The following is a 25,127-nucleotide window of genomic DNA, read 5'->3' on the forward strand; positions in this document are numbered from 1 at the left end:
CTTCGTAAAACAAAGACGGTAACGGTCGAAGACTTCAGCGCAAAAGCAGTCTTACCTGTTAATTCTACGAATAAAATACGCAGTAAATTTCCCACCAATCGTCCATAAAACATCTACGCTTGATGAGATGTAATGTGTAAAACGTTAGCGATCCTAATCTCAGACAGTATGGATGATAAAATGGTGACAGCGACAATCTTACAGAGCAAAGGTGAATCCCCAGAGACGGTTTCACTCGAACAGATCTACCGGCGTGCTGATTGGCTGATGTTTTTATTAGTCTGGGGGTTATTTGCTATTGCGCTTGGCGTGGGCTGGTATTACGAGCATACGTCTACTGCGGTAATTGCGGGGCTAATATTGGTGCTCAGTTCAACGCTGATAAAGATGCTGTTTCCAGGAAAATTAATTACCCGATTGTTTTATGCTTTTACGCTATTAGGATTCGCAGCTTTATTGATCCAATTAGGAGAGGGTGAAACAGAATTTCATTTCTCAGTTTTTGTTCTGCTGTCAGCGCTGTTAGCCTACCGAGATTATCGACCTTTGCTGATGGGCGCGCTCACCGCGGCGTTACATCATCTCCTGTTTAACTATTTACAGGAAAACGATCTCTATGGGATCGTCTGCTTTATGCATCCTGGATTTCATATGGTTATTTTTCACGCGTTATTTGTGGTGGCGCAAACGGCTATATTGATTTATATGGCGGTACACATGGCGCGTGATGCGCGCTCAGCCAGCGAAGTGGCGCAATTGGCGTCGCATATTAATCGAGAAGCGGGCTGTTTGACGTTGGATCGTGAGGAGCACCCAAGCCATTCAGCTTTCGCTCGCACTTTCAGCTCTACGCTGAAAACAATGCGTAATACGCTTGGTCAGGTGAACCACGGGATTGCGATGGTACAAGGTGGCGCAGAAAGCATTCTGCTGCAAAATTCGGCATTATCACAACGGACAGATGAACAAGCATCGGCGCTCGCAGTGGTCGCCAGTGCAATGGCACAGCTGACCTCAGTGTCTGCGCATACCAGTGAAAAAGCGCTGCTAGCACAGGAACTCGCACTGCAAGCTTCCAATGTCGCGATTCGTGGCGACGAAAATATTGCCGCAACAATTCAAACCATGGCGCAAATTAGAGAAGAGTCTGTGCGCATCAGCAATATTCTAGAAATTATTGACGGTATTGCTTTCCAAACCAATATCCTTTCACTTAATGCGTCCGTGGAGGCTGCGCGTGCCGGTGTTCATGGCAAAGGATTTTCGGTAGTGGCGACAGAGGTCAGAGTGCTGGCTCAGCGCTGTGAAAATGCGGCTAAAGAAATACGCCAATTAATCGCAGTATCTGTGAGCTGTACTCAAACCGGATCGCGGCAGGTGAGCGCCGCTGGAGTAACGATGCAGGAAGTGATGAGCTCGATTACGCATTTGTCACAGTTGGTTGATGAGTTATCGGAAATGAGCGTTCAGCAACGGGTTAGCATTGCACAAATGCATGAAAGCATTGCTCAAATTGATAACAGCGTGCAGGAAAACGTCAGCCATGTGGCTGAAACGGTGAGAGTCGCTCAACAGCAAGGGCATCAGGCGGATGCACTCAAGCAGGCGATCTCAGTATTTCGTTTGGCGTGATGTCTGGGTGTATTTCTAGGCACCCAGACGCAGCATTTATTTCTTATCCACGCCTTGTCGTAGCTGCATAATCGTAGCCAGAAGTTGAGAAAACCCCGGTGAGTCAGCAACATGCTTGTTATATAGAACGTAAAACGTGACGGGCTCGATCGGAATATCGATATCAATCTGGCGGATATGAGGACAGTGGTTTTCATTTAACAAAGAAGTAGGGACAAGGCCAATAGATTCGGTGCTTTTGATAATGCTTAAAATAGCCATAACGGAATCACTGGAGAAGATAAAATTTCGTTCTTTAAACAAGCGTGAAAGCTCAACTTGGCGTCGCATGATGTAAGGAATCGCCGAGTTTAAGCCACAAAAACGCTCGGTATATAGCTGTGTAATATCGACTTTGCCTTGGAGGCGCGGGTGTTCTGTGCTGCATACTAATGTGAGCGTTTCGGAAGAAAACTCTGTAGAAATCACAGAATGACTGGCGGTAGGGTGAAGATCGAAAATAAGATCGGCTTGGCGATTAATTAGCAGCTCGTCAACATGGGTACTTTCAGTCAGCGTGTGGTGCACGATTTCAACGTTAGGTGACTGGTGTTGTAATAAATTAATCAGTTTTGGCAGGTAGTATGTCGCCATGAACTGTGACGCATAAATAATAAACTTTCTTTTTTTAAGTGGATCAACGCGGCTATTCAAAGAGAAATCAACTAAACGCATGATTTCAGCCAGTTGCTCATGGATTTTTAAACACTCGAGAGTAGGTTGTAGCGCGTTCCCATGCCGAATAAAGAGAATATCTTGGTAGTGATTACGTATTTTTTGTAATGATTGGCTAACCGCAGAAGGTGATATGTTCAGCGTTTTTGCGGCTAAGCTCACGCTCTTACAGCTAAAAATAGCTTCAAAAACAGTGATTAAATTCAAATCTATGCTACGCACTCGTTTGAGGATTTGTTTTTCATTAATATTGCTCATTTCGTATCCCTAAACGCTCGATTTTGTGTGGGGCATAGTGATGAAGAATTTCACTCTGAATCTGTTTTTATATATGACAGATTAAATAAAACTACAAGATAAAACTAACAGATTAAATGATTTTAAGATAAAAACATAAAGGAGAGATAAGCAAAAGATAATGAAAGAAAAAGATTGTGAAGGGATGTAAATGTGTATGTTTGAATGGGGTCTTATTGTCATGCAAATAATACTATTTTTACAACCAGTAATGAATAAATAAAACACTGGTTGTAAAGAATATTAGTGCGATACCGAATGAGAAAATATATTAATGATCAGCACACCGGCAATAATAAATCCCAGCCCGATCATTGCAGGCAAATCGAGAGTTTGTTTGAACAAAACATAGTTTGCGCCCGCAATAAGTACAATCCCCAAGCAGCTCCATATCGCATAAGCAATCCCAACGGGCATAGTACGCGTTGCAATAGATAGCATATAAAATGCAACCGCATAAAGGAGTGCCATGGTAATGGTGAGTGCAGGGCGAGTAAATTCTTTGGTGTGCGGAAGAATAGATGTGGCTATGACTTCGCAAATAATAGCAAAAGCTAAAGCACCATAGGTGATCAACGCGGGAGACATCATAAATCCTTACAGATAAAAGGGACTAATACCTTGTTGCCTCTATTATACGGCAAGGATCATCGACTGAAAAATGATTCAATATGATGAAATAAAAAGGCCGGGAGTCTGTTGGCTTCGTTGATATCGAAAATGAATGCGGTCCATACAGCAAGTAAAATGACGACAAGACCGGTCATTGTGTTGATCAAGAATCGCATAAATTTTCCTGCCACGAAAATGTTGAATACACCTTACATATCTTAGCAAGGCAAGTTCAACCTATCTTCAACAATCGCCATTTTATACAGGATGTTAGTGCTGATTTTTACGAGAAAATTTCTATCCACCGTAAGGCGGCGAGATAGTCAGACTCAAGTATTTGTTGCGTAAGATGGTTCTAAATAGACGAAATTTTATGCCGTTTGCGATTGAAGCTGTAATGACAATGCGGGCAGTGCATCATTATGCTGTCTTCAATCTTGAATTCATCAAAGCGGCCTTTGTGATTGCATTCCTGACAAATAACAAACGCCTGTTTACTTTTAAATATATCGAGAACCTTAGTCATTAAGGCCATACATACCACCTTTTATAGTAGCCTGTAGCATACCATATCTACCTTTTTAGCTCTTGGTGTTTTGTTCCATAGGTTGCTTATTTTTTAGAGTAAATTTGTGCTCTGTAGGGGTAAAGTCCGAGTCTTTTAGCACGAAATGCACCAGATGAAAAATGAAGGTAATTAGAATACGTCTCATCAGAAATGGAATTCACATAAAAGAATAAATCTGAAAGCAATGTGAGCATGTCTACCCTGAAATTTTTAACAGTAAGGAAAAGGACATGAGTCTGATAAATCATCCATTGTATGACTTGAGCACCATGCCAGTGGTTCACATTAGCGCTGAGTTCATGCGCTTTTCTGGAGCCGAGTGGGTACAACAAACAGAACGACTGTTGGCGAAAAAATGTGCGTTTACATTGATTTATCCTGAGCTGCATTTCCCACTAGAAAAGAATGAAGCAAAACAGGTAGAAAATGAAGACGCGCGAGAAGCGAGAACGGTTATTGCCAAATGGCTGAGAAAACATCGAGACGAGTTTTCGACATATTGCAAAGCAATTATACTGTGTTCAGCAAACAAAGGATGTACAGATAATCTCAGGCAGGGATTAGAGCGGATGTATGGCGTATCGATCATGGAATCAACAGCAGAGCAGGCGACTCAACTCGCTAAAGAAATTATGAGCGCCAGCTAAGGGCTGAGCGCTCACCGATAGAGGTTATACATGTCAGAGGTGATTGTCAGCGAGCTTATTCAGTGGATAGAAGGCCAACTTCAACTGAGTGAGGCTATTAAGGTTGATGCTATTGCAGCGAAAAGCGGCTATTCAAAATGGTATCTACAGCGTGAGTTCAAGCAGAAAAAGGGACTCTCGATTGCGGAATATGTCCGCAAACGTCGTCTGCACGAAGCTGCAACGTTACTATGTGCCAGTGAGCTTCCAATTATTGATATCGCGCTTAAATATGGCTTTAGCTCTCAGCAGACATTTAGCCGTGTGTTCAGGGCTCACTTTGAAACATCACCTGCAAAGTTTCGTGATAAAAGACAATATCCTAACCTTGAAGAGGTGATGGAGATGAATAAACGAGACTAGCAAGAACCGCCATTACGGCGGTTTTTTTCGGTCATTAAATGAGTATGGATATACTGCTAATAATACCGATGCCAAGATTATACCTTTCCTTTATATCCACAGTGAAAAATGCTTAATGCATTGAAAAAATGATCGGCTATTGGCTAAAGAAAAGCGTTTTTAAATCATATGGTGGTGCACTACGGCACGCGTTTTATGCTTACTGCACGTGGAAATGTTTATGGATTGCACAATAAAGGGAACAATCTTATTGAGGTTTTTGCTTTATCTAATGAAAATAGGAGCATAATTATGCGAAAAATTCGTACACGAGAAAAATCCTATAGTTTACGTGTATACTTTTTTTGAACTTAATGTTTTCATTATGCTGGCGGATGTTAACGGAGGAATAATAATGTGTAACCTAATTAAATCTGAGGCCGTTGCCGTTAGGCTTCTTTTTTCATGATATCGTCCTCTATCCGCGCAAAATTTTGTCGTTATTTAAGAGGGATGCAGAGCAAAGCCGCTGTAGCCTTAATTTTTGTTCTATCAGCACAGAGCTTTCCTGTTTTTGCAGTCGAAACGCCTGTAGAATCGCCACAGCTAATTGCTGTTAAAGAACAAGAAGTTGCAAAAGTTGTTATTGGGATGATCCGCTATACTCGTTGGGCCAATTCTCCTGATCCTATCAAGCTTTGTATTGTTCCTCCGGCACGCTATGCACGCTTATTAGTCGAGGAGAAAATTGTGTTACCTAGTCGTCATGTGTCTACGCAGATCGTTGATTTTTCGCCAACGAAATTGCTCGAACAATGCGATGTGGTTTACTTCGGAGATATAAAACCTGCCGATCAAGAATTGCTCATACAAAGTATGCAAGGGAAAAGTATTTTAACCATTGCAGAAGATAATCCCGAGTGTATTAAAGGCAGCGCATTTTGTTTACGCATTGATAATTCAGGGATCGCGTTTGATCTGAACTTAGATATTTTGGCGCGCAGCAATGTACAGGTGAATCCTAACGTGCTGCTTTTGGCGAAGAAAAAGGGTAATTAGATGAATCATATTTTTGCCTCAAACGCCAATATGCCAAAACCGCGGCCAACTTTGCGCAACATGTTTCAGCGTATTCATTTGATGATTATCGCCATTACGCTGCTTATGGCGGGTATACCGCTGTCTGTATTATCCGTGTTTACGCTGAAAACCTATGCGGAGCACAATTTGCAGTTGGTCGCGTCAACGATAAGCTACACCAGCGCAGCGGCAGTGGTATTTGGTGATAAACCCGCGGCTCAGGAAGCTCTCACGCTGATTGCACGAAAAGAACAGATTTACCAGGCACGCATTTACGATCAAAAGAAAGAGCTGCTAGCCAGTTGGACTTCGCCGACCCGTTTACACATGACCATTGATGATCCTATTCGCAAATGGCTACTGCCAAAAATGGTCGTGCAGCCGGTGATGAGCGAAAACGAGGTCGTAGGTTATGTAACGCTGACCGCTGGTGGCGCGACAATGGTTAAGTTCCTCGGAAACTTAATGCTCGGGCTGCTGAGCTGTTTGGTGCTTACCGCGTTGCTATCATTTTGGCTGGTGCGCCGGATGCACACCGGAATTGTTGACGAATTGCAAAATATTGCCCATGTCGCTCGCTCGGCACGAGAAAATAGAGCGTTTTCTTTGCGCGTGAGGCCGTCACAAATCGCTGAGATTAACGAGCTCAGTCGAGGCTTCAACAGTTTGTTGCGAGAAATGGAACTACAGCAAGCAGATTTGGTGAATGAAAACGATCAGCTTTCATATAAAGCACTGCACGATCCGCTAACCTCATTACCTAACCGTTCAAACTTTATGAGCATGCTGGAAAGCATGAATACGGCGCAGGAACAAATATGTGTGATGTTCCTTGATGGGGATGGTTTTAAAGCAGTGAATGATACGTGGGGGCATGCTGCTGGCGACTATGTGTTGACCACTATTGCTGAGCGTCTGCGAATGCAAATTCGCAAGAATGATTTAGTTGCTCGTATGGGCGGAGATGAGTTTTCAATCTTATTGCGTCACATTGCGCATAAGGATGATGTTATGCAAATCATCGACAAAATTGTTAAAGCCATGCGGGAAACAATCTATTTGCCTAACGGTGAGCCAGTATTTATTTCATTGAGTATTGGCTTCACACTTTCACATGAACAGAGCACACCGGTTGAATTATTAGAGAAGGCAGATGCCGCGATGTATCACAGCAAACATAGCGGCGGTGGTTGGAGTTTCTCATAACGAGAACATTAAAAAGTAGAAATAGGGAGTAGGGAACGTGAAAAATCATATTCACTGGAAATTTATTGGCATGTTTTTAGCCATGTTTTTTTTGGCCGGCTGTCAGCATAAAGGCGGGCTTACCGCTGAACAAATTGCGGTACTAAAAGAGCAAGGCTTCCAACAAACGGAAGAAGGGTGGATGTTTGGACTGTCAGAGAAAGTTCTTTTCGGCAATAACAAGTCCAATTTAACACCTGATAGCGTTGAAACAGTGAAAAAAATGGGCAAAACACTCGCTCAGATTAATATTATGCATGCGCGTCTGAGTGGCTATACGGATAATTACGGCGATGAAAGTTATAACCAACAACTGTCGTTGAAAAGAGCCAATACCGTGGCAGATGCACTTTCTCAGGGCGGGATCCCACGAATGAATCTGACAACTCGTGGAATGGGGGAAAGTAACCCAATTGCCAGTAATAATACTAAGCAGGGCCGCTCCGAAAATAGACGCGTTGCCATCGTCATTGAGTCGCCATAAATCAATATTGACTTGGGTATCACGGATGATGCCTATTTAATTAAGCCATTCAATCCTGCGTTATTCCTCTCTATACCCGTATCTCCCGCAGTAAAATATTCGATCCGTTAACTAGTTTCATTGCGTTAATATATTCCTTGCTGATTGTTTTTTATTCAACTCTTCTTTACGTTTCAAGTGACTAAGATCACAAATTTTGACATTTGGGTCATTTTGTTGAATTATTGTTATCTAGCCGCTACGTTATTTGAGGGATTAAATAAGGATAAAAGGGCCAAAAAATGCGTAGCTTAGCGGGGAAATAGCTCTCCAATAGCGCATATTGACGGCGATTTAGGCCACGCCTATCAGGCATAAGTGACCATAGTGCGCTGCAGCGAGATGGCTTTCGCTGTGCAGCACAAAATTTAGCAAGGAAACGATAATGAGATTAAGAAGAAAGCAGGCAAAGCCGCTACACATTAACGACATTACAATTATTGATGATGAGAAATTAAAAAAAGCCATTACCGCTGCTGCACTGGGTAATGCGATGGAATGGTTTGATTTTGGTGTATATGGATTTGTGGCCTATGCACTTGGACAGGTATTTTTCCCCGGCGCAGATCCTGGCATTCAGATGATCGCTGCCCTAGCAACATTCTCCGTTCCGTTTTTAATTCGTCCTCTCGGTGGTGTTTTCTTTGGCGCATTGGGCGATAAGTTTGGCCGCCAAAAAGTTCTGTCCGTAACAATTATTATCATGGCCGTCAGTACATTCTGTATTGGTTTAATCCCTTCCTATGCCTCTATCGGCATTTGGGCTCCAATCCTGCTGCTGTTAGCCAAATTAGCGCAGGGCTTTTCTGTCGGTGGTGAATATTCTGGCGCGGCAATTTTTGTGGCCGAATATTCTCCAGATAGAAAACGTGGGTTTATGGGAAGCTGGTTGGATTTTGGTTCGATAGCTGGCTTTGTGCTTGGCGCAGGCGTTGTCGTACTTATTTCTAGCATTGTAGGGGAGCAGGACTTCCTGGATTGGGGATGGCGTATTCCATTCTTCATTGCAGCTCCGCTGGGCTTAATCGGTCTTTATCTGCGCCATGCGTTGGAAGAAACTCCGGCATTCCAACAGCATGTTGATAAAATGGAAAAAGACGATCGCAACGCGATTCAAAACCCACCTAAGACTTCATTTAGACAAATCGTTTCCCAGCATTGGAAAAGCTTATTAACGTGTGTGGGCGTGGTGATTTCAACCAACGTAACCTATTACATGCTGCTGACGTATATGCCGAGTTATTTGTCCCATAACCTGCATTACTCTGAAGACCATGGGGTGCTTATCATCATCGCTATCATGATTGGTATGCTGTTTGTGCAGCCAGTAATGGGGTTAATGAGCGACCGTTTTGGCCGTAAGCCTTTTATCATTTTCGGTAGCGTTGGATTACTGCTGTTGGCAATTCCATGCTTCAAACTGATTAACAGCGATGTCATTGGGTTAATCTTCTTAGGTTTGCTTATCCTTGCCGTATTACTCAATGCCTTCACCGGCGTTATGGCATCGACGCTACCGGCCATGTTCCCAACGCATATCCGTTACAGCGCTTTGGCAATCTCTTTCAACATCTCAGTCTTGGTGGCAGGTTTAACGCCAACAATCGCTGCGTGGTTAGTTGAGACGACAAATAATCTGTATATGCCAGCGTATTACCTCATGGTTGTCGCATTGATAGGCTTGGCTACGGGTATCTTTATGAAAGAAACCGCAAACAAGCCACTGCGTGGTGCAACGCCAGCGGCATCAGACCGTGCTGAAGCCAAAGAGTTGTTACAAGAAACGTATGACAACATTGAGCAGAAGGTGGAAGATATTAACGAGCAGATTGGGGAGTTGGAACGTCAAAAACAACGCCTTATCGATCAGCATCCGAAATTAGACTAAATTGTCTGATTGAACCAAGGGCCGCATTGCGGCCCTTTTGCATTTTATAATGCTAAGTCTTTAAATTATGTTTTTTGGATATAGTTTTCGATAAAAGTTTACAATTCAAAAACACAGCTTGAAGCAGAAGGGTATAGGCTTTTTCCTAATAACGATGAGCGTGTGGGGATAACGCTCAGTTATCAGAGGAGCCAAACGATGAATGCGAAAAGAGTTAAAATTGCACAGTCAGTAGCAAAATATGCCGTTGCACGCCATAGCTCAAGCCGCTGGAATACGGCAATGAAAATGCTTAAGGCTTCACTTTTAGCTGGCGTCAGTGCGTCAGGTAGTGATGTATAACCATCAAGACCTGCGGCGTCATGCTATTGTAGACATAATCCGAGAGCATGCCGTGCCTGTTACATCATGCTATAGGCAGACGGCTGACTCATTACATCGACGAAAACATCTTTTGCAACTGCCCAAAAATGGCTCATACCGGCTGTGTTAATGGTGTTGCCAGATAACGTCAAAACTAGCCAGCATGCGGTGGCAAAACCAATACCGCTGAATGCAAAGGCGATAATGCGATGGCCCTTTTTGCGGAATTTCACATTCAGTGAGCTGGCAATAAACATCATAAAAGTGCTCATGATTTCCCAGCGGGCTACGATCAGCCCGGTCATAACAGTACCCATGTAACCAAATCCTTACTCAATATTAAAGTGTGATGTTGATCACATTATAAATTCCATTGAACGAATGCTCCAGCAGGTTTTTCATTCAAAACACGGCACAACCGTGCCTACATAAAACCTGAGGTACTGCATCTTCGAATGAGCGTCTACGCTTAATCTAAGAATTAGGAGGAGCGCAGAATGAATGATGAGCCAAAACAAGATGAGATTGTCGATGAGAAACCCGCTGATGATTTAAAGGTCGATAACGAAGAAGAGAAGCAAGGGAAGCCGATTAATACTGATGAAGAGCGGCTACCGTCTCGTGCCGCTGCGGTTCACGAAATTATTCGCCAAGAAGGCACTAAGGAACTGGAGCGTGATGTTTGGGCGCTTCTGTGGTCGGCGGTGGCAGCGGGACTCTCGATGGGGGCTTCGCTGATGGCCAAGGGCATTTTCCATGTGAAACTTGATGGTGTTCCCGGAGCCTTTTTACTTGAGAACTTTGGTTATACCTTTGGGTTTATCATTGTCATCATGGCGCGCCAGCAACTGTTTACCGAGAATACGTTAACGGCAGTGCTCCCCGTCATGAATAAACCTAACAAAACCAATCTTATTTTGTTGATGCGGCTATGGGGATTAGTTCTCCTCGGTAATCTGGTCGGTACTGGATTGGTGGCCTATATTTTTTGGCATTTGCCGGTATTCGATGTGGAAACGCGTAAAGCATTTGTAACCATTAGTCAGCAAGTAATGAGTAATTCACCAACGGAGATGTTCGCCAACGCGGTTATCTCGGGTTGGATTATTGCCTCAATGGTATGGATGTTCCCATCAGCGGGAGCAGCCAAGATATGGGTGATTATTATCATGACATATCTGGTGGCGATAGGTGATTTAACACATATTGTGGTTGGGTCAGTTGAAATTCTTTATCTGGTGTTCTCGGGACACCTACATTGGCATGCGTTTTTATACCCGTTTGCTTTACCCACGTTGGCCGGAAATATTATTGGTGGAACTTTCATCTTTGCGTTAATCAGCCATGCGCAGATACGTAATGAACTGGATAAATCGATGAAGAAAAACGGTGGACGATAATCGGCATAGCAAGGGTAGAGTCGATTTTATATACTCAAATGTTGTATCACGCGTATTAGAAAAATACATCAAGGATAGAATGACGAATGGTTGAATTATTTAAAGCAATTGGGCTAGGGCTCGTGGTCTTGTTACCGCTGGCTAACCCGCTAACAACGGTCGCGTTATTTCTTGGCTTAGCCGGAAATATGAATCGCGAGGAGAGAAATCGCCAGTCGCTAATGGCTTCAGTCTATGTATTTGCGATCATGGTGGTGGCCTTCTACGCCGGTCAGTTAGTCATGAACACCTTCGGGATCTCTATTCCTGGCCTGCGTATCGCGGGTGGACTAATCGTGGCATTTATTGGTTTTAGGATGCTGTTTCCTCAGCAGAAAATGGAGGATCGGCCCGAGGTTGAAAGCAAAACTGAAGAGCTGGTGAAGCACCCAACGGCTAATATTGCCTTTGTTCCGTTAGCGATGCCAAGCACTGCGGGTCCAGGGACTATCGCGATGATCATCAGTTCTGCGTCCACCATCAAGCACGGTGCTGATTTCCCAGAGTGGGTATTATTGGTTGCACCGGTATTGGTATTTTTATCCGTCAGCGTCATTTTATGGGGGTGCTTGCGTAGCTCGGGCGCCATTATGAAGCTGGTTGGAAAGGGCGGCATTGACGCTATTTCCCGTCTGATGGGATTTTTATTAGTCTGCATGGGCGTTCAGTTTATCATTAACGGTATTTTAGAGATCGTGACAACATTTCACGCGATGAGCTAACAACACCGACTACTCCTCTTTTTGGCCATATCTATACTCTGCGGTATGGCCAATTTCATTCGCCGCTCGATAAATCCCCATTGTGTTCTAAAATAAAAGTAGGCAGGTTGTCCTCTTTTTACACAAAAGGAGTTAAAAATGAGCGACGGTATGAAAGATTCTCTTATTCTTCTTTCCAGAATACTGCTGATGCTGCTGTTTATTATCTTTGGCTGGTGGAAATTAGCTCATTTTGAGCTAGCTGTTTCTGCCATGCAGGGATATGGCGCACCGTTACCGTATGTTTCTGCCATTATTGCCGTTGTTATTGAGTTCTTCTTCGGCTTGGCGATTATTCTGGGGCTTTGGACTCGCCCGATCGCCGCAGTTTTTGCACTCTATGTTTTAGGAACTTCAATTATTGGTCACCCATTCTGGAAACTGAGCGGGATGGATATGGTACTTAACGAGATCAACTTCTATAAAAACATCAGTATTATTGGCGGGCTTTTATTGTTGATAGTGACAGGTGCTGGACGCTATTCCCTTGATTATCGTTTGAGCAAAAAATTGTAATACCCTACTTTTATCAACTCAACGGCCTGTTAGAAGGCCGTTTTCATATCCAAGGAATGGATTGCCTGCTCTAGGGATGAGAATTCGGATTCACCAAAAACAGCTATACCATTTTCACGTAGCAGGGAAGCCGTGACTCCCATTCCCGCGATCCGTGTACCACTGAAACTCCCATCATAAATCTGTGAACTGCCACATGAGGGACTGCCATCAGTTAGCAATGCAAAGCGGCATTGATGTTTAAGGGCCAGCTGTAGAGCAATATAAGCGCCTGCCAGATAGCCGGATGTCACATCGTGACTATCGGATTCAACCACCGTGCGCTCTCCCTGTGACGTGACGCGTATTTCCGCGCTTAGGCGCGGAGTTGGAAAACCAGCGCTGATCTCTGGACAGCAGAGAATAAGTCGTCCTTCTTCCTGCCAGCGTAGTAATGACGGAGGCATAAACGGTTTGGCACTGCCGTTATAGCGAACTGGAAAGCCCATTAGGCAGCTGCTCACTAATATTTTTGTGTGGTTTGTCATAAAAAACCTAAAAAAGGTCACTTCACGAAGAAAATTTCACGCTGTATGCAAAGCATTATTGCATGAAAAATGTTGAAAACAGACGCCTAACTGATTAATAAATAGCACTATCTGGTTGAAAATAATTCGCTTGGGCTGATTATTGTCCACTTGAACAAAAAAAACATTTTAGCGCTGGACAGCCAACGGGAAGGTCGCTAATATCTGCCCCCATTGGAAGGATGGCTGAGTGGTTTAAGGCAGCGGTCTTGAAAACCGTCGAGTGTAATAGCTCCTAGAGTTCGAATCTCTATCCTTCCGCCAAATTCGCCGACTTAGCTCAGTAGGTAGAGCAACTGACTTGTAATCAGTAGGTCACCAGTTCGATTCCGGTAGTCGGCACCATGATTCTGTAAAAAAGCCACCCAATGGGTGGCTTTTTTTCGTCTGTATGCCATGACCTATTTTCACAGGAGCGCAGGTAAAGCTCCTGTTTTGTTACCGATGGTTAATTTTTTTTGATTTTATTGAAGTATGCAGGGGAGTTAACTAAAACCCCATCAGCACCTAATTGTACGGCCTTACGATAGTCATCCAGTGTATTTATACCGAAGAAGATAATATGAGCCCCTCCTGCGCTACGAAAACATTTCATTGCCTCTTCATCCCACTCTAGCTGCGATTTGGAACGTCCTTCTCCAAGGGTATACTTTTCAACCACTTCAACATCGCGTTTTAATTCAAGCCCATACCAGCGCTCTTGAGTCACGTTTTTATCGATTTCACAGTGGTGGCTCATGGTCACGTTCGCAAGTATCGTGCGCGTTTTATCTCGGCTGACGAATCTAGCGATATCATTTGGTAGTGCATCAATATATTTTTCATCCGTGGAATAGACTCTGGTGCGGCTTAGGCTATTCGTGTTCTGTAAAACAGCAGCGAGAGCTTGAGCAAGCCTGTCTGGGTCTGCATCTGGGGATTTAATATCGATATAGAAAAATGTTTGCGGCCATTTCTTTAACACCTGTTCTAACGTCGGTATTCCAATTCCTTTGTGACGAAACGGGTAGGTGGGTTTATCAAATAAGTAGCCTGCATCAGCTTTGCTGAGCTGAGCTGCCGTGAATGATGAGACGGAACCTTGTAAATTTGTCAGGCTGTTGAGATCTGACGGCCTGTAAAGCACAAGAACCCCATCCTTGCTCATCTGAACGGTGATCCAAATGGCGTCAGCGTTGTTTTTTAATGATTGGCTAATGGCGACGATCGTATTTTCTGGCGCGTCTCCGGTTCCGCCTCGATGCGCGATAATGCTAGGATCTGCGTGAGCGAGTGTGGCCGTGCATAGCAGTAGTGCAGCGCCAATTATTTGTTTATGCATATGTTACCTTCTGTATTATAAATTAACGTTATGATTTGTTTTGTTATAGTTGCAATGTGTTATTTAACATGAAGGAATACATGCTGTTAATCAGTTAATTGACCTATAAGTTGTAAGCAAATCATTTTTGTAAATCTACACAAGGGTGTAATCGGCGGGGTTGCGAAACTGTTAATTCTACCGCCCACTATTTGTGATCCGCATCATAGTTCAGGTGTTATCTCTTTGGCTTATACACGGCCTAACGGGATAATTCGTCCAAGTGATGGTGTTAAAGCATCAGTGAACAATTATTACGTTATGGAAAAGTCGTATGTGTATTTGTGATATCAGCGTTGAAGATACTTTTATACGTTTGCCGCTATCGCCAACGGCCGCATGGATGCTCGATCGTCAGGCCACCCGTTCATTAGGCTGGCGTCGATTCCTGAAACCGAAGCGTGATCAGAAGCTGATGAGCTGGCGTTTAACACCGCTGAAAGATCGTTATGAAGTCCGATTTTCACCTAATCGGCAGCCTGAGCTGTGGATGTTTAGCGCAGAGAATGCGATACGTAAGCGTCTGTAGTCGAGCGTACGTTTAAATGCCAAACCGCACTGTTCCATCATTGCGGTTTGGCTGTGATTTTTAGATTTGTTCGATCCTGCACTTTCCTTCCTTATCTTGTTTCTTTTGATAATTTCTCTTCTTCTTCGCTGTAGGGCGCCAAGATTTCTTTCAAAATTTCCAGACGTTGTTCCGGTGTGAGGTAGAACCCACTCGGTAATTTGTTGGACGGATGTTCTTGCTGATAGCTGGCTTTCAATTCATTTAAGTATTTATAAATCTGTTTCATATTTGACCTCCTATCGCTGATAAAACCATCGTAGGATGTTTAAAGATGAACTAAAACTGAACAAAATAAATTTATTGTTCATGTTTTATATCAATATGAAATTTAGGTGATTTTTTTAAGATTTAATCGTGAGCAGGGAAGTGGATTGAAGCGCTAAACCCTCTGAAGAACTAAGGGATAACTTGTTTGCAGAAGCGGGTTCGTTATATAGTTTGCTATATAACATAACTTTAGCCTTCTATTATGAATCTCTCATTTCCTAAATTTAACCGTGCGATGGTCACTGGCGTATCGTTGCTGCTTGTTTCTTTTTCATCCTTGGCTGACCGCACCATTACCGATCAATTAGGTCGTCAGGTAACGATTCCCGATCACGTTAATCGGGTGGTCGTTCTGCAACACCAAACGCTTAACTTATTGGTTCAGCTTGATGCCACTGACGATGTGGTGGGGATTTTATCGAGCTGGAAAAAACAGCTTGGCCCAGAATTTGCGCGTTTTTCCTCTCGACTATCCACGTTGCCAATGCCAGGCGATCTGACTCAGGTCAATATTGAAAGCCTACTGGCGGAACGCCCTCAGGTTGTTTTCGTGGCTAACTATGCACCGCTGGAAATGATCAACCAGATTGAGAAAGCGGGAATACCGGTGGTGGCGGTTTCTTTACGACGTGATTCGCAAGGTGAGCAGGATAAACTGAATCCTAAGATGGGGAATGAAGAACAGTCTTATAATTTGGGGCTTCAGGACGGTATTCGTCTTATCGCAAAAGTGGTTAATCGGGAGCCGCAGGGTGAGGCATTGATTGATTACACGTTCGCTCAGCGTGAAAAAGTGGCTCAGCGCTTGAAGGATATACCTCAAAGCCAGCGGGTGCGTGTCTATATGGCAAACCCTGATTTAACCACCTATGGTTCAGGAAAATACACCGGCTTAATGATGCAACATGCAGGCGCGATGAACGTTGCGGCAGCCAGCATCAAGGGCTATAAGCAGGTTTCGATTGAACAGGTTTTGGCTTGGAACCCGCAGGTTATCTTTGTGCAGGATCGCTATCCTGACGAGATTAATAAGATCCGCCACGATCCGGCATGGCAGGGTATTGATGCGGTAAAAAATCAGCGCGTATATCTGATGCCCGAGTATGCCAAAGCGTGGGGATATCCGATGCCTGAAGCGCTAGCCATCGGGGAACTTTGGATGGCTAAGAAACTCTATCCAGCTCGTTTTAACGATATTGATATCAATAAAGCCGCGAACGATTATTACCAACGTTTTTACCGCACTTCGTGGGTTTCTGAACCGCATGCTTCCGTTGAATAACCAACGTATCAATCTGCTACTGCCGATGGCGACATTGATTGTCGCCTTCTTTTCATTAGGGCTCGGGCAATATTCAATCTCACCGATGAATGTTTGGCATGCGTTAATGTCTCCCATGCAAACGCAAGATCTGGCCGGACAAATTATCTGGACGGTGCGCATGCCGCGTATCTTGATGGCGTGCTGTGCGGGCGGGGCATTAGCGTTGTGCGGTGCCTGCTTGCAAGGTGTGTTTCATAACCCGTTGGTTGATCCGCATATTATCGGCGTGAGCTCCGGCGCCGCTTTCGGCGGCACGCTGGCGATTTTACTGGGTCTTTCGCCATTGTGGTTGATGAGCTCGACCTTTGCCTTTGGTTTGTTGGCGCTGGTGTTGGTGTATGCGATAGCGTCTACGCTGGGTAATGAAAATCGGCTGATGCTGATCCTCTCCGGCATTATTCTCAGCGGCTTTTTCTCTGCGCTGGTGAGTCTGTTGCAATATATGGCGGATACCGAAGAAAAGCTGCCGAGCATTGTGTTCTGGCTCTTGGGGAGTTTTGCCACCGCCAACTGGCACAAGCTTTTAATGATGGCTATTCCGCTCGCTTTGGCGAGTTGTTTACTGTTTCGCCTGCGCTGGCGGATCAACATTTTATCTCTTGGCGATGCGGATGCGCGCACGCTAGGCGTTTCCGTTGCGGGTTTACGGCGGTTGGTGTTATTGCTCTGCGCACTGTTGGTTGCTGCTCAGGTTGCGGTGAGCGGAGGGATCGGCTGGATAGGATTGGTGATCCCGCACCTTGCACGGTTATTAGTGGGTGCAGACCATCGACGTTTACTTCCGGCGGCATTCTGGCTCGGCGGTGGGTTTATGGTTTTGGTTGATGACGTGGCGCGCACATTGAGCGCAGCCGAAATTCCGTTGGGGATCATTACCGCATTAATTGGGGCACCGCTGTTTGCCGTGCTGTTGATTCGCTCTCGACGGAGATCGCACGGTGAATGAGATAGCGCTCAGCGTAAATGCACTTGAATTCGGCCATAAGAAAGCGTTATTTGACGCGCTGAGTTTTTGTTGTCGCCGTGGTGAAATATCGGCCATTCTTGGCGCGAATGGGCGTGGAAAAACCTCATTATTGAATACGCTGTCCGGCGTTATTCCCCCTTTGGCGGGAGAGATATCACGCAGTGCGCCGATCGGGTTTGTTGCTCAATCGTTTTCCTCCGCCTTTGCCTATCGGGTTATTGAGATCGTCTTGATGGGCAGAGTGAGTAATGTTGGCCTGCTACAACAGCCAACGGCCAAAGATGAAGGGATTGCTCGAGAAGCGTTAGACACGCTAGGGATTGCGCAATTGGCCGAACACAGCTTTCAAACGTTATCCGGTGGGCAGTGTCAACTGGTGATGATTGCCCGGGCGTTAGCCACCGGCTGTGAGATGTTGATCCTTGATGAACCGACTTCCGCCTTGGATTTATATAACCAGCAGGCGGTGTTGCGCTTGATCCACCAATTGGCGAAGCAGCGTCAAATAAGCGTATTGTTCACCACTCACGATCCGGCACATGCACAGCTGGTGGCGCAAAAATGCCTGTTGTTGCTGGATAATCAGCGGTGGGCCTATGGCGACAGCAAAGAAATGCTCACCGAGGATAATTTGCTTAAGGCCTATGGCGTAAGAGTGGAGCGGGCGGCCGTATCGTCTGACGCAGGTGTTCAGCCGGTGCTCACTCCAATTTTCGATCTTTCCGCGGATTAGCGCAGCGAAAACCCAGCGCTAACAAATTGTTGCTGAACATCGTTGGACAAGAGATATTCTGCCAGTGGCTGAGCAACGTCACTGTGCAGCGCCAGTGCATAGGTGGCGAATATATTGTCAGCATCGGGAATGGCGATCGCCGCAATATCGGCATCGTGCTGTAGCCATTGCGCATAGTGTGCGTAACCGACAAAAACATCAGCCAGACCTTGGCGAATCAGCCATGCAGAAGCGATTTCCGTTGCAGGAACCTGCAAACTGTCTTTTCCGCCCACCAGTTGTTTTGCATTCAATTTCAAATATTCGCCAGCGCCCGCATGGTGTTGTTCGACGCGATCGAAGAGTTGCCACGTATAGTCGCCCGAAGGATCGCAGCCGGGTGTAGAGGTGCCGACGATAATGTTCGGGTCGGTTAGTAAATCTAGCCAGTTTGTCGTTGGCGCTAATCTGGCACGCTGGGTGGTTAAACACAGCTTGTTGCGCAGAAATGGCATCACGCGGTGTGCCAAACCGTGATCGAGTAGCGTTTGCGGATGTTCTTGGTTGGCGGAAGCAAACAGATCCCACTCAGCACCGTTTTCAATCTGTTCACGTAGTAGTCCGGCGGGGCCAAACTGTGCATTGATGCTCACATTATGCTGCTGGCTAAACTGAGACAAAATGGGCGTCAGCGCTTTACGCAAACTGCCTGCGGCTAACACGTTTAAAGGGGGTTTATGAGTATGCACACCAATACCACGCTGATTATTTCAATTTATGCTCTGGACTGATGCGGACGTTACGGCGTGGAGCGTGGGGTGTCAATGCAGGATTCAATGCAGGATAAAACATAATAACCACGCTGGCAGGGCACCAGCGTGGTGAGAACGCATAAATTAACGCGCTAACCAACCGCCATCAACGGCAATCGTATAGCCATTGATGTAGTCTGACGCCGGCGATGCCAAGAATACCGCTGGGCCCATTAAATCTTCGGGTAATCCCCAGCGACCCGCGGGAATGCGGCCTAAAATCTCTTCGCTACGCGCTTCGTCAGCACGCAACTGCTGCGTATTGTTAGTCGCCATGTAGCCAGGGGCAATGGCGTTAACGTTAATCTGGTGCTTAGCCCATTCGTTGGCCAGCAAACGAGTCACGCCCATGACTGCGCTTTTAGAGGCGGTGTAAGACGGCACGCGAATTCCGCCTTGGAAAGAGAGCATTGAGGCGATGTTGATGATCTTGCCGCCTTTGCCCTGCGCGATAAACTGACGAGCGACGGCCTGTGACATAAAGAACACGGTTTTAATGTTCAGATTCATCACGTCGTCCCAATCTTTCTCGCTGAATTCCAGTGCATCCTGACGGCGGATAATGCCTGCGTTATTCACCAGGATATCGATGTGGCCAAACTCACTGGCGGCACGAGCGACCAGATCGGGAATAACCGATGTATCGCGCAAATCCGCAGTCAGGCTCAAGAAACGGCGGCCTAGCGCAGTCACTTGTTCAATGGTTTCAGTGGGCTCAACGATGTTGATACCAATAATATCGCAGCCAGCCTGTGCTAAACCGACGGCCATTCCCTGACCAAGACCAGTATCACAGCCTGTAACCAGCGCAACTTTACCCTGCAATGAAAATGCATCAAGAATCATGTCTTATATCCTTTGAGTGCGGCTGGCTATGACGTTGCAGCCGCAGAAATGAGTGAGCTAAGGCTTAGCGAATATCTTTAACGGCAACGTGGTCCATATCATCGAAGACCTGGTTCTCGCCAACCATGCCCCAAATAAAGGTGTATGCCTTGGTGCCGACGCCGGAATGAATGGACCAGCTCGGTGAAATGACGGCCTGTTCGTTGTGCATCACGATATGGCGGGTTTCTTGCGGCTGACCCATCATGTGGAAAACGCAGGAGTCATCATCCATGTTGAAATAGAAGTAGACTTCCATGCGGCGCTCATGGGTATGGCACGGCATGGTGTTCCACAAATTGCCTTCTTCCAACTCGGTCAGCCCCATTGAAAGCTGGCAGGTTTGCAGCACGTCAGGAACCATATATTTGTTAATAGTGCGACGGTTACTGGTTTTCGTATCGCCGAGCGTTTGCGGTGAAGCATCTGCCGGCGTGATTTTTTTAGTTGGGTAAGTGGTGTGAGCCGGTGCGCAGTTGTAATAGAACTTTGCCGGCTGGCTAGCGTTTACGCTGTTGAAGATAATATCGCGTGCGCCTTTACCGACGTATAGGGCTTCACGATGGCCGATTTCATAGCATTCGCCGTCAACGGTGATGGTACCAGGCCCGCCGATATTGATAACGCCAAGTTCGCGACGCTCTAAGAAATAGCTCACGCCGAGTTGTTTACCCACCTCAGTACCGATAGTGACGGCCTTTTGTACCGGCATAACGCCGCCAACGATGATGCGGTCAATATGGCTATACACCATAGTGTACCGATCGGCATCAAAAATGGTTTCAACTAGAAACTCGCGGCGCAGGCCCTCTGTGTCGAGCTGCTTGGCATGATCGCTATGAATGCTTTGACGGACTTCCATCTTTCACCTCGTCGATATTCGTTTGAGTGTTTGATTGGCATGAACAGTCAGGGGCTCTGCTCGTGTCGATGCAGGCATGTTAGATCCTTCTGATACGCAATTCAATTAAAAATGAAACACTGTTTTGTTTTTATGGGTTCGATGTTGTGAATTTGGCTACTGGATCACAAAGCGTGGCGTATAGGGCAGGGAGAGCTACTCATGCGCGCAGTGAAATATTTGCAGATAGAAGCGAACGACTCGATCAAAGCGAAAAGCCGATGCTCTTCGGTGTGGCAAAAAACCTAGCGTTAAATAACAGCGTAGGGGTTTTTAATATTAAACGATGCTGGAATAAAACTCGCGGATTTGTTATTTTAAGGTTTATCTTAGTGTTATGTTTAAAATAAACCCTCAATCTTCACACTCTCTCCATAATTGCCTGTTTTTTGGTTTTTCTCCTTTCGTTTATTTACTCAGCGTGTAACTACTATATATTTAGACCTATAGACTTAATTCCATCAACGCAACAACGAACACACTATTTGAGGAATCATAATTATGCGTAAATTAACTGCTTTAATGTTGGCATCATCTCTGGCTCTGGGCGCTTCAATGGCAAACGCGGCTGAAACCACCGCAACACCAACAACCCCAGCGGCTCCAGTTGCAACCAAGGCTGACGGCGCACCAATGATGATGCATCATCAGATGGGCAAACAAGGCCCGCGCCACGGCGGTATGTTTGAAGGCTTGAAGCTGACAGACCAGCAGCGTGAGCAAATGAAAACCATCGCTAAAGAGTTCCGCTCTGAGCACAAAAAGCCAATGATGGGCGAGCATTTCAAAGATATGCATAAGCTGGTTGCCAGCGATAAATTTGATGAAAGCGCAGCGCGTGCACAGATCGAAGCCAACAACAAAGAGCGCAACGATATGATGCTGGAACGCATGAAGATGGAAAACAAAATGTATAATGTTCTGACCCCAGAACAGAAAAAAGAATTTAACCAGAATTTCGAAAAACGTATCGAAAAAATGGAACAGCGTCACGCCGCAATGGTTGCCGGTGAGCAATAATTTCTAAACAGCGACCATGCAAAATATAGAGCCTCCCTTGTGGAGGCTTTTTTGTTTCTTATTATTGAGTACTTAAGATAGATATCAGTACGAAATTCCTTTCCGTGATCCAAATCTTATTTCTTCATTTTCATCGTCTATCGCAGTAATGGGGTAATGTTGCTAAAACGTTACCATCTCTTTGTGTTATCTTTAAAGATAGCCACAGCGTTATCAGGAGATTGTTTCCGGCTGATGAGCATTCGTTCTAGAACGAAACTGTATCCGAGGTGCTCAGCGCCGAGAAACACCGCTTAAAGCATGATAAGGAAGGAGAAGCTATGTCATCCGATCGTCAAAATCGTCTGAGCCAGCCACATCTTGCCCAGCAATGTCAGAAAACACTGAGTGCCCTAGATATCGAGTACCACTATTACAGTTTGCCTGAGCTAGAAAAACAGCTGGGCGATATCCGCCAACTGCCTAAATCGATGAAAGTTCTGCTGGAAAACCTGCTGCGTCACCTTGATGGTGAAAGCGTGCTGCCGGAAGATTTACAGGCGATTGTCGATTGGGTGAAAACCGGCCATGCCGACAGAGAGATAGCCTATCGACCTGCACGCGTTCTGATGCAGGATTTCACCGGCGTGCCCGCGGTAGTTGACCTTGCTGCCATGCGTGAGGCCGTGACTCGTTTGGGTGGCAACGTGGAGCAAGTTAATCCGTTATCGCCCGTAGATCTGGTTATTGACCATTCGGTGACCGTTGACCATTTTGGTAATGAGCAAGCCTTTGGTGAAAACGTTGAGTTAGAGATGGAGCGCAACCACGAGCGCTATATTTTCCTGCGCTGGGGGCAAAAAGCCTTTGACCGTTTTCGCGTGGTGCCACCGGGAACCGGTATTTGTCATCAGGTCAACCTTGAGTATTTAGGGCAGGCTGTTTGGCATGAGGAGCAAAATGGCCAGCGGGTCGCCTATCCCGATACGCTTGTCGGGACTGATTCGCACACCACCATGATTAACGGCCTTGGGGTTTTAGGCTGGGGCGTGGGCGGTATTGAAGCTGAGGCGGCCATGTTAGGGCAGCCGGTATCGATGCTGATCCCTGACGTAGTCGGCTTTAAACTCACAGGAAAACTGCGCGAAGGTATTACCGCCACGGATTTGGTGCTGACCGTTACGCAAATGCTGCGTAAACATGGCGTAGTGGGCAAATTCGTTGAGTTTTACGGTGATGGATTAGCCGATTTGCCGCTGGCTGACCGCGCAACGATCGGTAATATGTCGCCTGAGTTTGGTGCCACCTGTGGATTTTTCCCCGTTGATGAAGTGACCCTAGGCTATATGCGCCTGAGTGGGCGCAGTGAAGAACAGATCGCGCTGGTTGAAGCCTATTGCAAAGCGCAAGGTCTATGGCGTCATACCGGTGATGAACCGGTATTTACCAGTACATTATCGCTGGATATGAGCACGGTTGAGTCAAGTTTGGCTGGGCCAAAGCGCCCACAAGATCGTGTGCCGTTACCTAAGGTTCCACAGGCTTTTCAGGCGGCGACAGAGCTAGAAATCAGCAGCCAAAAAAATCGCGTGGAATTCGAAGAATTCACGTTGGCGGGAGAAAAACATCGCTTAACGCATGGCGCGGTGGTGATTGCAGCGATCACCTCATGTACCAACACCTCAAATCCAAGCGTGCTGATGGCGGCGGGTTTGTTGGCGAAAAAAGCGGTGGAGAAAGGTTTAGCGCGGCAGCCATGGGTGAAAACGTCGCTGGCACCGGGATCGAAAGTGGTGACCGATTATCTGGATGCGGCGGGTTTGACGCCTTATCTTGAACAGCTCGGCTTCAATCTGGTTGGCTATGGCTGTACTACCTGTATTGGTAACTCCGGCCCATTGCCTGAGCCAATAGAAACGGCCATTAAAGCGGGCGATCTCACCGTTGGCGCAGTACTGTCGGGTAACCGTAACTTTGAAGGGCGCATTCATCCTCTGGTAAAAACTAACTGGCTGGCATCTCCTCCGCTGGTGGTGGCCTATGCGCTGGCGGGGAATATGAACGTGAATCTCTCCGCCGATCCACTCGGCAACGACGCGCAGGGCAAACCGGTTTATTTGAAGGATATCTGGCCAAGCGGGCAGGAGATCGCCAATGCGGTTGAGATGGTTAAAACCGATATGTTCCGCAAGGAGTACGCGCAGGTCTTTGACGGTGATGCGGTATGGCAGGGGATTCAGGTGAAAGGCTCAGCCACTTATGATTGGCAGGAGGATTCCACTTACATTCGCCATCCACCATTTTTCAGCACCATGCAGGCAGAACCTGAACCGGTGAAAGATATTCACGGCGCTCGGGTGTTGGCGATGCTAGGCGACTCTGTGACCACCGACCATATTTCGCCCGCGGGTAATATCAAAGCGGAAAGTCCAGCAGGACGCTATCTGCTGGGACACGGCGTAGAGCGCAAAGATTTTAACTCTTACGGTTCACGCCGCGGCAATCATGAAGTGATGATGCGAGGGACGTTCGCCAATATTCGTATCCGTAACGAAATGGTGCCTAACGTAGAGGGCGGAGTGACGCGTCATATTCCGACCCAGCAACAGATGGCGATCTATGACGCGGCGATGAAATACCAAGAAGAGAACGTGCCGCTCGCCGTGATTGCTGGTAAAGAGTATGGCTCGGGTTCGAGCCGTGACTGGGCAGCAAAAGGCCCGCGCTTGCTGGGTGTTCGCGTGGTCATTGCAGAGTCATTTGAACGTATTCACCGTTCAAACCTGATTGGTATGGGCATTCTCCCGTTAGAATTCCCGCAGGGGGTAACGCGTAAAACGCTTAATCTGACCGGAGATGAAACGCTGGATATCAGTGGATTACAACACCTCACCACCGGACAAACGATTGACGTCACGATCACCTATGCTGATGGGCGGCGTGAAGTGGTGCCAATCCGATGCCGAATCGATACCGGAAACGAGCTGGCCTATTACCGCAACGACGGCATTTTGCACTATGTGATCAGGAAAATGCTGTGATCAGAAAAATGCTGTGATCAGGAAAATGAAGTAGAACGGTAAACATTCTACTTGCC

At 46.1% G+C, this 25,127-nt stretch carries 26 protein-coding genes and 2 tRNA genes; 19 read left to right on the plus strand and 9 right to left on the minus strand.

Going from position 1 to position 25,127, the window contains the following annotated elements; translation table 11 throughout:
* Positions 1 to 180: 180 nt before the first annotated feature.
* Complete coding sequence (locus DSM2777_RS15365; RefSeq protein WP_061555410.1) at positions 181 to 1,632, plus strand: methyl-accepting chemotaxis protein; 1,452 nt, start codon at positions 181 to 183, stop codon at positions 1,630 to 1,632.
* Positions 1,633 to 1,668: 36 nt separating this feature from the next.
* Here DSM2777_RS15365 and DSM2777_RS15370 read toward each other — a convergent pair whose 3' ends face one another.
* On the minus strand, positions 1,669 to 2,604 hold the full coding sequence (locus DSM2777_RS15370) for a LysR family transcriptional regulator (RefSeq protein ID WP_061554462.1): 936 nt from the start codon (positions 2,602 to 2,604) through the stop codon (positions 1,669 to 1,671).
* Between the two features lie 282 nt (positions 2,605 to 2,886).
* Entirely contained in the window at positions 2,887 to 3,231 is a 345-nt protein-coding gene (locus DSM2777_RS15375; protein WP_046460026.1) for a DMT family transporter, read from the minus strand.
* Between the two features lie 822 nt (positions 3,232 to 4,053).
* Here DSM2777_RS15375 and DSM2777_RS15380 point away from each other — a divergent pair.
* The 7 genes from DSM2777_RS15380 to DSM2777_RS24700 all read left to right on the plus strand — a co-directional run bounded on the left by DSM2777_RS15380 (position 4,054) and on the right by DSM2777_RS24700 (position 9,929).
* On the plus strand, positions 4,054 to 4,470 hold the full coding sequence (locus tag DSM2777_RS15380) for a hypothetical protein (protein ID WP_061554463.1): 417 nt from the start codon (positions 4,054 to 4,056) through the stop codon (positions 4,468 to 4,470).
* 30 nt (positions 4,471 to 4,500) lie between these two features.
* Positions 4,501 to 4,872 (plus strand): helix-turn-helix domain-containing protein, encoded by a 372-nt coding sequence (locus DSM2777_RS15385; RefSeq protein WP_061554464.1) that lies wholly within the window; start codon positions 4,501 to 4,503, stop codon positions 4,870 to 4,872.
* A 492-nt stretch (positions 4,873 to 5,364) separates the two neighbouring features.
* Positions 5,365 to 5,910, plus strand: a complete 546-nt coding sequence (gene yfiR, locus DSM2777_RS15390) for a regulatory sequestration protein YfiR (protein ID WP_122974940.1) — start codon at positions 5,365 to 5,367, stop codon at positions 5,908 to 5,910.
* Positions 5,911 to 7,137 (plus strand): diguanylate cyclase DgcN/YfiN, encoded by a 1,227-nt coding sequence (dgcN, locus tag DSM2777_RS15395; protein ID WP_234560082.1) that lies wholly within the window; start codon positions 5,911 to 5,913, stop codon positions 7,135 to 7,137. It begins immediately after the preceding gene.
* A gap of 70 nt (positions 7,138 to 7,207) precedes the next feature.
* Complete coding sequence (gene yfiB, locus DSM2777_RS15400) at positions 7,208 to 7,660, plus strand: outer membrane lipoprotein YfiB (RefSeq protein WP_061555411.1); 453 nt, start codon at positions 7,208 to 7,210, stop codon at positions 7,658 to 7,660.
* Between the two features lie 424 nt (positions 7,661 to 8,084).
* Complete coding sequence (gene proP / locus DSM2777_RS15405) at positions 8,085 to 9,587, plus strand: glycine betaine/L-proline transporter ProP (RefSeq protein WP_046459078.1); 1,503 nt, start codon at positions 8,085 to 8,087, stop codon at positions 9,585 to 9,587.
* Between the two features lie 198 nt (positions 9,588 to 9,785).
* The gene (locus DSM2777_RS24700; RefSeq protein ID WP_165582332.1) at positions 9,786 to 9,929 is read left to right on the plus strand and encodes a hypothetical protein; all 144 of its coding nucleotides are present in this window, start codon (positions 9,786 to 9,788) and stop codon (positions 9,927 to 9,929) included.
* 59 nt (positions 9,930 to 9,988) lie between these two features.
* On the opposite strand, the gene DSM2777_RS15410 is transcribed toward DSM2777_RS24700, so the two are convergent.
* Positions 9,989 to 10,267 carry a YjcB family protein gene (locus DSM2777_RS15410; RefSeq protein ID WP_046459079.1) on the minus strand — a complete coding sequence of 93 codons (279 nt, stop codon included), beginning with the start codon at positions 10,265 to 10,267 and terminating at the stop codon, positions 9,989 to 9,991.
* A 180-nt stretch (positions 10,268 to 10,447) separates the two neighbouring features.
* On the opposite strand from DSM2777_RS15410, the gene DSM2777_RS15415 reads away from it, so the two are divergent.
* From DSM2777_RS15415 to DSM2777_RS15425, 3 genes are all read left to right on the plus strand, one after another.
* Positions 10,448 to 11,350, plus strand: a complete 903-nt coding sequence (locus DSM2777_RS15415) for a formate/nitrite transporter family protein (RefSeq protein WP_061554465.1) — start codon at positions 10,448 to 10,450, stop codon at positions 11,348 to 11,350.
* 86 nt (positions 11,351 to 11,436) lie between these two features.
* Positions 11,437 to 12,111 (plus strand): MarC family NAAT transporter, encoded by a 675-nt coding sequence (locus tag DSM2777_RS15420; RefSeq protein ID WP_046459081.1) that lies wholly within the window; start codon positions 11,437 to 11,439, stop codon positions 12,109 to 12,111.
* Between the two features lie 138 nt (positions 12,112 to 12,249).
* Positions 12,250 to 12,666 (plus strand): DoxX family protein, encoded by a 417-nt coding sequence (locus DSM2777_RS15425; protein ID WP_046459082.1) that lies wholly within the window; start codon positions 12,250 to 12,252, stop codon positions 12,664 to 12,666.
* Between the two features lie 29 nt (positions 12,667 to 12,695).
* Here DSM2777_RS15425 and DSM2777_RS15430 read toward each other — a convergent pair whose 3' ends face one another.
* A complete protein-coding gene (locus DSM2777_RS15430) occupies positions 12,696 to 13,193 on the minus strand; it encodes a 2-thiouracil desulfurase family protein (RefSeq protein ID WP_061554466.1) in 498 nt (165 codons plus the stop codon).
* A 215-nt stretch (positions 13,194 to 13,408) separates the two neighbouring features.
* Between DSM2777_RS15430 and DSM2777_RS15435 the strand changes: the two genes are divergently transcribed.
* Positions 13,409 to 13,496 (plus strand) — tRNA-Ser (locus tag DSM2777_RS15435).
* 5 nt (positions 13,497 to 13,501) lie between these two features.
* Positions 13,502 to 13,577, plus strand: a tRNA-Thr gene (locus tag DSM2777_RS15440).
* A 103-nt stretch (positions 13,578 to 13,680) separates the two neighbouring features.
* Here the strand turns inward: DSM2777_RS15440 and DSM2777_RS15445 are convergent.
* Positions 13,681 to 14,553, minus strand: coding sequence for a glycerophosphodiester phosphodiesterase family protein (locus tag DSM2777_RS15445; protein ID WP_061554467.1), 873 nt, complete (start codon positions 14,551 to 14,553; stop codon positions 13,681 to 13,683).
* Positions 14,554 to 14,866: 313 nt separating this feature from the next.
* Between DSM2777_RS15445 and DSM2777_RS15450 the strand changes: the two genes are divergently transcribed.
* On the plus strand, positions 14,867 to 15,121 hold the full coding sequence (locus DSM2777_RS15450; RefSeq protein ID WP_025796933.1) for a hypothetical protein: 255 nt from the start codon (positions 14,867 to 14,869) through the stop codon (positions 15,119 to 15,121).
* Between the two features lie 91 nt (positions 15,122 to 15,212).
* On the opposite strand, the gene DSM2777_RS24705 is transcribed toward DSM2777_RS15450, so the two are convergent.
* On the minus strand, positions 15,213 to 15,389 hold the full coding sequence (locus DSM2777_RS24705) for a hypothetical protein (RefSeq protein WP_167669511.1): 177 nt from the start codon (positions 15,387 to 15,389) through the stop codon (positions 15,213 to 15,215).
* 243 nt (positions 15,390 to 15,632) lie between these two features.
* On the opposite strand from DSM2777_RS24705, the gene DSM2777_RS15455 reads away from it, so the two are divergent.
* The 3 genes from DSM2777_RS15455 to DSM2777_RS15465 are packed head-to-tail and all read left to right on the plus strand — an operon-like array spanning position 15,633 to position 18,454.
* Positions 15,633 to 16,712, plus strand: coding sequence for an ABC transporter substrate-binding protein (locus DSM2777_RS15455; protein ID WP_061554468.1), 1,080 nt, complete (start codon positions 15,633 to 15,635; stop codon positions 16,710 to 16,712).
* Entirely contained in the window at positions 16,696 to 17,700 is a 1,005-nt protein-coding gene (locus DSM2777_RS15460) for a FecCD family ABC transporter permease (protein ID WP_061554469.1), read from the plus strand. Before DSM2777_RS15455 ends, DSM2777_RS15460 begins: the two co-directional genes overlap by 17 nt.
* A complete protein-coding gene (locus DSM2777_RS15465) occupies positions 17,693 to 18,454 on the plus strand; it encodes an ABC transporter ATP-binding protein (RefSeq protein WP_061554470.1) in 762 nt (253 codons plus the stop codon). Before DSM2777_RS15460 ends, DSM2777_RS15465 begins: the two co-directional genes overlap by 8 nt.
* Here DSM2777_RS15465 and modA read toward each other — a convergent pair.
* The 3 genes from modA to kduI form a co-directional block, all read right to left on the minus strand.
* Entirely contained in the window at positions 18,451 to 19,182 is a 732-nt protein-coding gene (gene modA, locus DSM2777_RS15470) for a molybdate ABC transporter substrate-binding protein (protein ID WP_061554471.1), read from the minus strand. The two genes, DSM2777_RS15465 and modA, sit on opposite strands and share 4 nt — an antisense overlap.
* Before the next feature lie 147 nt (positions 19,183 to 19,329).
* Positions 19,330 to 20,091 carry a 2-dehydro-3-deoxy-D-gluconate 5-dehydrogenase KduD gene (kduD, locus tag DSM2777_RS15475; protein WP_046459102.1) on the minus strand — a complete coding sequence of 254 codons (762 nt, stop codon included), beginning with the start codon at positions 20,089 to 20,091 and terminating at the stop codon, positions 19,330 to 19,332.
* A 64-nt stretch (positions 20,092 to 20,155) separates the two neighbouring features.
* Complete coding sequence (gene kduI / locus DSM2777_RS15480) at positions 20,156 to 20,992, minus strand: 5-dehydro-4-deoxy-D-glucuronate isomerase (protein ID WP_061554472.1); 837 nt, start codon at positions 20,990 to 20,992, stop codon at positions 20,156 to 20,158.
* Positions 20,993 to 21,532: 540 nt separating this feature from the next.
* On the opposite strand from kduI, the gene spy reads away from it, so the two are divergent.
* Both spy and acnA read left to right on the plus strand, forming a co-directional pair.
* Positions 21,533 to 22,051 (plus strand): ATP-independent periplasmic protein-refolding chaperone Spy, encoded by a 519-nt coding sequence (gene spy / locus DSM2777_RS15485; RefSeq protein ID WP_046459104.1) that lies wholly within the window; start codon positions 21,533 to 21,535, stop codon positions 22,049 to 22,051.
* A gap of 320 nt (positions 22,052 to 22,371) precedes the next feature.
* Positions 22,372 to 25,071: an aconitate hydratase AcnA gene (acnA, locus tag DSM2777_RS15490; RefSeq protein ID WP_082790888.1), complete on the plus strand. Its 2,700-nt coding sequence runs from the start codon at positions 22,372 to 22,374 to the stop codon at positions 25,069 to 25,071.
* Positions 25,072 to 25,127 lie beyond the last annotated feature (56 nt).

Source organism: Obesumbacterium proteus, from assembly GCF_001586165.1.
In the GTDB taxonomy this organism is placed as follows: Bacteria; Pseudomonadota; Gammaproteobacteria; order Enterobacterales; family Enterobacteriaceae; genus Hafnia; species Hafnia protea.